Source organism: Streptomyces sp. NPDC000941, from assembly GCF_053599555.1.
This window is the reverse complement of sequence record NZ_JBSFMM010000352.1, coordinates 1-7,635: the sequence shown is the minus strand read 5'-3', so window position 1 is coordinate 7,635 and position 7,635 is coordinate 1. Positions and strand designations below refer to the sequence as shown.

Below are 7,635 nucleotides of genomic sequence, written 5' to 3'. Positions count from 1 at the left end.
GCCGCCCCGGCCGCCGCGCAGTTGAACACAGCCGCGGCGCGGCGCACCGCGGCGAACTCGCCGACCGCCGCCGGCGCCCGCGCCGGATCGCGGCACGCCACCGCCACCGCCTCGGCCGCCGCCTCCGCGTCCGCCATCCCGCTGTTCATCCCCCGCGCCCCGAAGGGCGGGAACAGGTGCGCCGCCTCTCCGACCAGCAGCACCCGGCCTCCCGGGTCGGTGAACGACGCGGCCACCTTGCGCAGGAAGTGATACCGCGACACCCACAGGACCTGGTCCCCATACCGCTCGCCGACCAGCGGGGGCAGCCATCGGCGCACCGCCTCCTCGCTGTCGTAGTCCTCCGGCAGGTCGTCGGCGTGACACTGCAGATCCACCTGGAAGCCTCCGGTGAACGGCACCCGCAGCACACTGCGGCCGCCGGTGCCCGGATGCTCGTAGTGGAACACCCGCTCCACCGGCAGCCCGTCGCCGTCCGGCTCCGCCACGTCCACCACCACGTGGTACCCCTCGGACCGGTCGCCCTCCAGCGGAATGTCCAGCGCCTCGCGCACCGCTGACCGCGCGCCGTCGGCCGCCACCACATGGCTCGACGTCCAGGTCCGGCCGTCCGCCGCGGACACCGCCACCTCGCCCCCGGCCACCCGGGCGCCGCTCACCTCCGCGTCCCAGCAGAACTCCACGCCCGCCGAGACACACGCCTCGTACAGGAATCGCTCGGTGTCCACCTGGCGCAGGCTGGTGAACGGGGGCAGCTCGTCGCCGTCGGCGGCGGGGGCGCCGGGGGCGGTGGTCCGGGCGTACACCTCGCGGCCGCGGTAGAGCGTGCGCCGGGTGCGCCAGGTCGTCCCGTACGCCGCGATGCGCGCGCCGAGGCCCGGCCGGGCCCGCTCCAGCAGCCGCAGCGACCGCCGGTGCACGAACAGCGCCCGGCTGCCGGGCCGCACCCGCCCCCGCGGCCCGGCCTCCAGCACGGTGACCGGCACTCCCCGGGCGGTGAGGGCCAGCGCGGCCGTCATCCCCACCGGCCCGGCGCCCACCACCAGAACCGGCCGCCGTTCCTCCGCCACCTCAGCCCCTGGCCCGCGCCGGGGAGAGCGTGGGCAACTCGCCACAGGCGAGCAGCCGGGCGATCTCCAGGCGCTTGATCTTCCAGGTGCCGGTCCTGGGCAGGTCCTGGAACCGGCAGTGCACCGGTGCGGACAGCCCCGGCAGATCCGTGGTGGCCCGCCGCCACCTGCCGTCCTCCAGCGGTTCGTCCCCGCGCGTGCACACCAGCGGTACGGGCCGCTCGTCAGGACCGGCCACGATGACCACCTCGCGCAGCTCGCCGAGCCGCGACAGCAGCGTGTCCTCGATCTCCAGGTTGCTTCTCAGCGCCGGTATCTGATCGACCTCCCGGTCGATCAGATACAGCCCGCCCCACCGGTCCTGATAGCCCATGTCGCCCATCCGCCACCAGCCCCGGTCCACCTGCCGGGCGTACAGCTCGGGCGCGCCGAGGTAGGTGAGGATACGGCCGCGGGTGCGGGCCTCGATGGCCCCCGGTGTGCCGGGCGGACACTTCCTGCCGCGCTCGTCCACCACCCGGATCCGGGTGAACCCGGGGATCGCGTTGCCGACCCGCCGCCCGCTGGCCCGGTCCGCGTCCCCGCGGCCGTGCCGGCGGAAGACCACCGGGCCCGTCTCGCTCTGCCCGTACAACTGCACCAGGTGTGGCGCGCGGCGCCGGGACGCGCCCAGCAGCCGCCGGACGGTGCGCGGATGGATCGCGTCGAAGGTGGAGCCGTAGGCGCGGACGTTGGACAGCGGTGCGCCGGGGGCGGTGGCCAGGTCCTCCCACAACACAAAGGTGTTGGGATGGGTCTCGACGATGCCGGGGCGGTGCGCCGCCAGCAGCGGGCCGGCGTGGGCCGGGTCCGGGTCGACGAGCAGCAGCAGCGGGCTGCCGAAGTGCAGCAGCACGCCCAGCAGATGGTAGAAGCGGGAGTGCACATACGACATATGGAGCGCGGCAGGCTCGCCACGGGTCGACCGGCCCAGCGCCTTCTGCGGCACCAGCCGGTTCCACATGGCATACGGGCAGTGCACCGCAAGCTTGGGGATTCCGGTGGTCCCCGAGCTGTGGGTGATCAGGGAGGGCTCCTTGGGGTGCAGCCGTACGGAGGGACGGCGCGGCGCCCCTTCGTACGTCGCCAGCGCGACGGTGTGCCCCGGTGCGTCGGGGGCGTCGTCCACCGTCAGCACACCGCGCGCCAGTCCCGTGTCAAGACCGCTCAGGGCACCCTTGAGCGTCGCGTGGTCGGTGATCAGCCAGGGCGCGTGCAGCCGGTCGAGGAGAACGCCGGTGACCGAACCGTCCAGCGACGGCGACAACAGCGCCGGTACCGCGCCGATCCGGGAGACCGCGCACGCCAGCAGCGCGATGTCGACGTTGTCCGTCTTGTGGATGGCCACGTGTTCGCTCGGTCGTACCCCGGCCGCCCACAGCCGTGCGGCCATGTCGTCGACGAGGTCCGCGAGTTCGGCGTAGCCCAGCTCCGTACCGGCGTCCGGGGCGATGTCCAGCGGGCGGTCCAAGGTCACCGGCACATTGCCGTGCCGGGCCGCGGCCTCCCGGAACATCAGCCCGATGTAGAACCCGTGCTCGGGCATCAGCTGTCGCAACATATCCGGTTCCTTACACGTTCGATGTACGTCAACGGAGCGGGCCCCGCCGCGGGGCGCCCGCCGTTCACCAGGCCCCCTGCCGCACCAGGTGGCGGCGCAGCTTGCCCGATGCCGTCCGGGGCAGGGAGGGCACCAGATGTACCGCCCTGGGGGCCTTGAAGGAGGCGAGCCGCCGCCGGGCCAGGGCGATCAGATCCGCGCTGAGCGCCCGCCCGTCGATCCCTGAGCCTTCCCCCGCGGGCGCGGCCGGGACCACGAACGCGTGCAGCCGCGTGGCCCCGCGATCGTCGGGCACGGCGGCCACCGCGACCTCCCGCACCGACGGATGGCGCCGCAGTACGTTCTCCACCTCCAGCGGCGAGACGGTGATCCCGCCCACCATCTCCAGGTCGTCCACCCGCCCCAGATGCCGGTAGCTGCCGTCCGGCTCGCGGCGCGCACGGTCCCGGGTGCCCAGCCAGCCGCCGACCAGCCTGGCCCTGGACTCCTCCGGCAGCCCCAGATAGCCGGGCGTCACCGTCGGGCCGCGCACCCACAGCTCACCCTCCGCGCCGTCGGGCACGACGGCGCCGGTGCCGTCCCGCAGCTCCAGCTCGAAACGGGGCACCGGAAGGCCCACGGTGCCCGGGGAGTTGGCCCAGACCGAGTTGGCGCAGAAGGCGTGACCCGCCTCGGTGGAGCCGATCTGCTCCAGGACCGGCGCCCCGAGCAGTTCGCCCACCCGTTCCCCCAGCGTGCCGGGCAGCCCCTCGCCGGCGCTGACGGCGGCGCGCACCGAGGAGAAGCAGGCCGCGTGCCCGGCGCCGCGCTCGTCCACCAGCGCCGCGTACGCGGACGGCACGGAGTACAGCACGCTCACCCGGTGCCGGGCGATGACGTCGTCCGTCAGGGACGGGCCGGGTCGGCTGGAGGTCAGCACCGCGGACGACCCCGAGAAGAGGGGGAAGACGAAGGCGTTGCCGAAGCCGTAGGCGTAGAACAGCCGGGACACGGAGAACGACACGTCGTCGGGGCCGATGTCCAGGACGTCCTTGCCCACCAGCTCCCAATAGGCCGCCGGGTCGCCGTGGCAGTGCACCACCCCCTTGGGGCGGCCGGTGGTCCCGGAGGTGTACTGGATGTACAGCGGGGCGCGGGCGGTCACCGGCTCCGCGGCGGTGGCCGGGGAAGCGGTGCAGGCCAGCGCCGACAACTGGTCCGCCCCCAGCCAGCGGTCCGCCTCGAAGTGGTCCTCGATGCCGGGCCCGGAGACACACAGCACGGCCTTGGAGTTCTCGGCCATGAAACGGTGCTCGTCCGCGGTGAGCGCGGGGTTGACCAGTACGGCGATCCCACCCAGGCGCGCCGTGGCCAGGAACGCGCACACCCAGGGGACTCCGTCGGGCAGGGCGATCAGGATCCGGTCGCCAGCCGTCACCCCACGCCGCGCCAGCACGGTGGCCATGCGCGCGGCCAGGTCGTGGATCTCGCCGTGGGTCCATACGCGGTGGCCCTCCACAAACGCGGGCCGGGCCGACCACCCCTCCTGTTCGGCACGCACCGCGAGGTGTTCGGCCAGATTGGCCGGCGCGGGCGCGGCGGTCACCGGTCCGCCTCCTCGGCGGGGGCGGCGGCGGGCGCGGAGGCGGCAACCAGCGCGCTTGCCGGCTCTGGGGGTTCCGCGGGTGGCAGGGCGCCGACGTCGTGGTAGGCGCGCATGGTCGCGGCCGTCTTGAGCAGCATCTCCTGGTACTCCTCCTCCGGGTCGGACGCCAGGACGATGGCCCCGCCCGCGCCGATGTGCATCCGGCCGTCGGTGAACACGGCGGTGCGGATGACGATGTTGAGGTCCGCCGCGCCGTTGCAGCTGAGGAAGCCGAGCGCCCCGGAATAGACGCCGCGCGCCTCGGTCTCCAACGTGTCGATGATCTCCAGAGTCCGCTCCTTGGGCGCTCCGGTCATGGATCCGCCGGGGAAGCAGGCCCGTACGCAGTCGACGGCGTCCCTGTCCTCGTGGAGCCGGCCGCGCACGGTGGACACCAACTGGTGGACGGTGGCGTAGGTCTCGGTGTGCATCAGATCGGGGACACGTACGGTCCCGGGCGCGCAGACCCGTCCCAGGTCGTTGCGGAGCAGATCGACGATCATCAGGTTCTCGGCGCGGGTCTTCGGGCTGGTGGCCAGGGTGGCCCGGGCTCGGGCGTCCTCGTCGGCGTTCCGGCCGCGTGGCGCCGTGCCCTTGATCGGCCTGGCCTCGGCCGTTCTGTCGGGACCGACCCGCAGAAAGCGCTCGGGGGAGGCACACGCCACATCCGCCTCGCCGAACCGCAGGAAGGCCGCGTACGGCGCGGGGTTGAGGCGGCGCAGCGCGCGGTAGAAGGCGTACGAATCGTCCGGCGCGGGCAGCCAGGCCGAGTCGGTGAGACAGATCTCGTAGCTGGTGCCGGCCCTCAGCTCCCGCTGGCAGGCCTCGATATCGGCCAGGTACCGCTCCCGGTCCCGCACCAGCCAGGGCTCGACGGCGGCCGTGGTGGCCCCGGAGGCCGTCGGGGGAGGGGCGAGCTCGCCGCCCACCGGGAGGCCGGTGAGCGTGGTGATGGTGTCGTCCAGCCACTCGGCGGCCTCGCGCCGGCCGTCCGGAGTGTCCTCGGTCAGGCACAGGGCGTAGGTGACGCCCTCTTGGTGGTCGACGGCGAGAAACCGGTCCGCGAACAGCCAGCAGGCGTCGGGGGTTTTCGCCTCGTGCCGGTTGGTGGAGCCGCAGTCGGCCTTGAGCTCGTAGCCGAAGTAGCCGATGTAGCCGCCCGCGAAGTCGAACGGGAGGGTCGGGGCGGCGACGCGGCGGCGCGCCAGCTCCTTCTTGAGGTGGTCGAAGACGCTGCCGGGGACGTGGGTGACGGGCTTCCCGGCCCGCTCGACCTCGCAGGCGCCCCGGCCCACGTCGTAGCGGACGAACTCGGCCAGCGGGCCCCGGCCGTCGCCCAGGAAGGAGAAGCGCGCCTCACCGGACCGGGTCCGCGCGCTGTCCAGCCAGAACGCGCGCGGCGCGTCCGCGTACAGACGGGTGAAGGCCGCCTCCGTGTCGATCGGGACGGCGAGCCACCGGGAGTGCAGCCGGTAGCCGACGCTGTCCTCGGCGACCGCCGTCCGCTTCGCGGGCGGGGGAGCGGCCGCGGCCGGCGCGGTGTCGACGAGCTCCCGGTGTTTCACGGGGCGGGCCGCCGCGGGCGGCGGCGCGGACGACTTGTCCGCGGTCATGGCCGCGTATTCGCGGGTCAGATCGCGGAAGTTGGCCAGGATCCGGTGGCCGTATCCGGTGAGGACGGACTCCGGATGGAACTGCACCCCCCACAGCGGTCGGGTGCGGTGGCGCAGCGCCATCAGCACACCGTCCTCGGACCAGGCGATGGCCTGGAGGGGCAGGGGCAGCGGTTCCGCCACGCACAGCGAGTGGTAGCGGACGGCCGTGAAGTCCTGGGGGAGCCCGCGGAACAGCCCGCGCTCGCCGTGCCGGATCCGGGAGAGATGCCCGTGGCGGGGTTCGGGGGCGGGCACCACCCGGGCCTGGGCGCCGAGGGCGATGCCCTGGTGGCCGAGGCACACTCCGAGGACCGGTATGGGGGACCGCTCGATCAGCCGGGCGGTGGCCCCGAAGTCACGCGGGTCGGCCGGGTGGCCGGGGCCGGGCGACACCACGATGTTGTCAAACCTCGAGAGACCCGCGAGGCCCGACTGACCCGACGGGTCCGATAGACCCAGCAGATTCGGATCCAGGCACTCGGGCGAGTCGTGGAGGATCACCACCGGCTCCTCGCCGTTGACCTCCGTGAGCAGCTGGAAAAGGTTGTAGGTATACGAGTCGTGATGGTCGATCAGGAGCGTCTTCAGCGCGTCCATCTGTATTGCCTCCTCGCTTTACGACCGGCCGGGTCCATCGCCTCGGCCAGGGCCCGCTCGGTTCGCGCGCTTTTACCGGCGCGAACGCGGGCCGTTCGCCGCCACCCGCTTGTGGCGCCCCCGAATCGACTGAAGCGGCGGATAGAGCCACTTCTTCAAGAGCATTTGCAGGCGTGGCATGACAAGCCAGGTCACCATCGCGGTCACGCCAAGACAGAGAGCCAGGGTCCGCAGCAGGAAATTGGTATCTCCCAGAAATGGGATCACCAGCACGTTGAAGATAAGGACGGGAGGGAAAACCGCACTCAAATTCACCAGCCAGAGCTTCCATTTGGGAGGCGGTGGCAGCGGCCGTACCGGCCCTTCGAACCAGTTTTTCAGACCGGCCGTGCGCTGCACCCCGGTCTCCTGTATGAAGGCCCCTGCCCGGGTCGCCCAGCGGGCGCGTTCGAGCGAGTACTCCCAGGCCTGGGCGGATTCTTCTCTGTCGAATCGGTAGATGACATGCCACTCCCCGCTGCCCTGCCCGGAGCCCAGCACGCCGCCCCCTAAATATCCCGGAAGGCGGGCCGTGACATTCAGCATCGCAATGGCCCAGGCATAGAACTCGCTCTCCTGGCCCGGATCCACTCGATATGCGGCAGTCACCGTGACCGGTTCACTGTCCACTCCAGCCGCAACTCCTTTCCGGGCAGCACACGGCCCGCGTACGGGCCGTCCCCGAAGGGCCGTGCCGACGGCCGCTCCCGTCGTGCGAATGGAAGTGTGGCACATCGGGCACACTTTGCGAGCGGAATGCTCACAACACATACAAATATCTGAAGGAAAGCCCGTGACCTGGGTGTTACCCGGGGTTTACGGATATGGCCGTTCATGGAAAAGGGATTTCATGAGACCGCAGAGCCGTGTGCGGTGTATATTTCAACTGCAGGCGCCACGCGGCGGAGTCGGCCGTGGCGCGTGGCGATAGGGTGGCGCATTTGAGACGCGGTGTGGGCGCCCCCCCCCGGGGGCCGCGGGGCCCCCCGGGGGGTGGGGCGGGGGGCGCGCTCGGGTTTTCACCACACTTAAAACCCCTAACCACCAAAA

General features: G+C 72.2%; 5 protein-coding genes. All 5 read right to left on the bottom strand.

All coding sequences use genetic code 11. The features are described from left to right. On the bottom strand, nt 1–1,019 hold a 1,019-nt coding region (locus tag ACWDSL_RS50520), incomplete at its 3' end, for an FAD-dependent monooxygenase (RefSeq protein WP_450496155.1). Nucleotides 1,020–1,071: 52 nt separating this feature from the next. Continuing rightward, nucleotides 1,072–2,670 (bottom strand): class I adenylate-forming enzyme family protein, encoded by a 1,599-nt coding sequence (locus tag ACWDSL_RS50515; protein ID WP_450496154.1) that lies wholly within the window; start codon nt 2,668–2,670, stop codon nt 1,072–1,074. A gap of 64 nt (nt 2,671–2,734) precedes the next feature. After that, complete coding sequence (locus ACWDSL_RS50510) at nt 2,735–4,255, bottom strand: AMP-binding protein (RefSeq protein WP_450496152.1); 1,521 nt, start codon at nt 4,253–4,255, stop codon at nt 2,735–2,737. Further along, nucleotides 4,252–6,546, bottom strand: a complete 2,295-nt coding sequence (gene pabB / locus ACWDSL_RS50505; protein WP_450496150.1) for an aminodeoxychorismate synthase component I — start codon at nt 6,544–6,546, stop codon at nt 4,252–4,254. Before pabB ends, ACWDSL_RS50510 begins: the two co-directional genes overlap by 4 nt. A gap of 72 nt (nt 6,547–6,618) precedes the next feature. Further along, complete coding sequence (locus tag ACWDSL_RS50500) at nt 6,619–7,215, bottom strand: antibiotic biosynthesis monooxygenase (RefSeq protein WP_450496149.1); 597 nt, start codon at nt 7,213–7,215, stop codon at nt 6,619–6,621. Nucleotides 7,216–7,635 lie beyond the last annotated feature (420 nt).

Bases quoted from the DNA above. Each gene is read 5' to 3' on its own strand.
- ACWDSL_RS50515 (WP_450496154.1), bottom strand. From the start codon at position 2,670: ATGTTGCGACAGCTGATGCCCGAGCACGGGTTCTACATCGGGCTGATG.
- pabB (WP_450496150.1), bottom strand. From the start codon at position 6,546: ATGGACGCGCTGAAGACGCTCCTGATCGACCATCACGACTCGTATACC.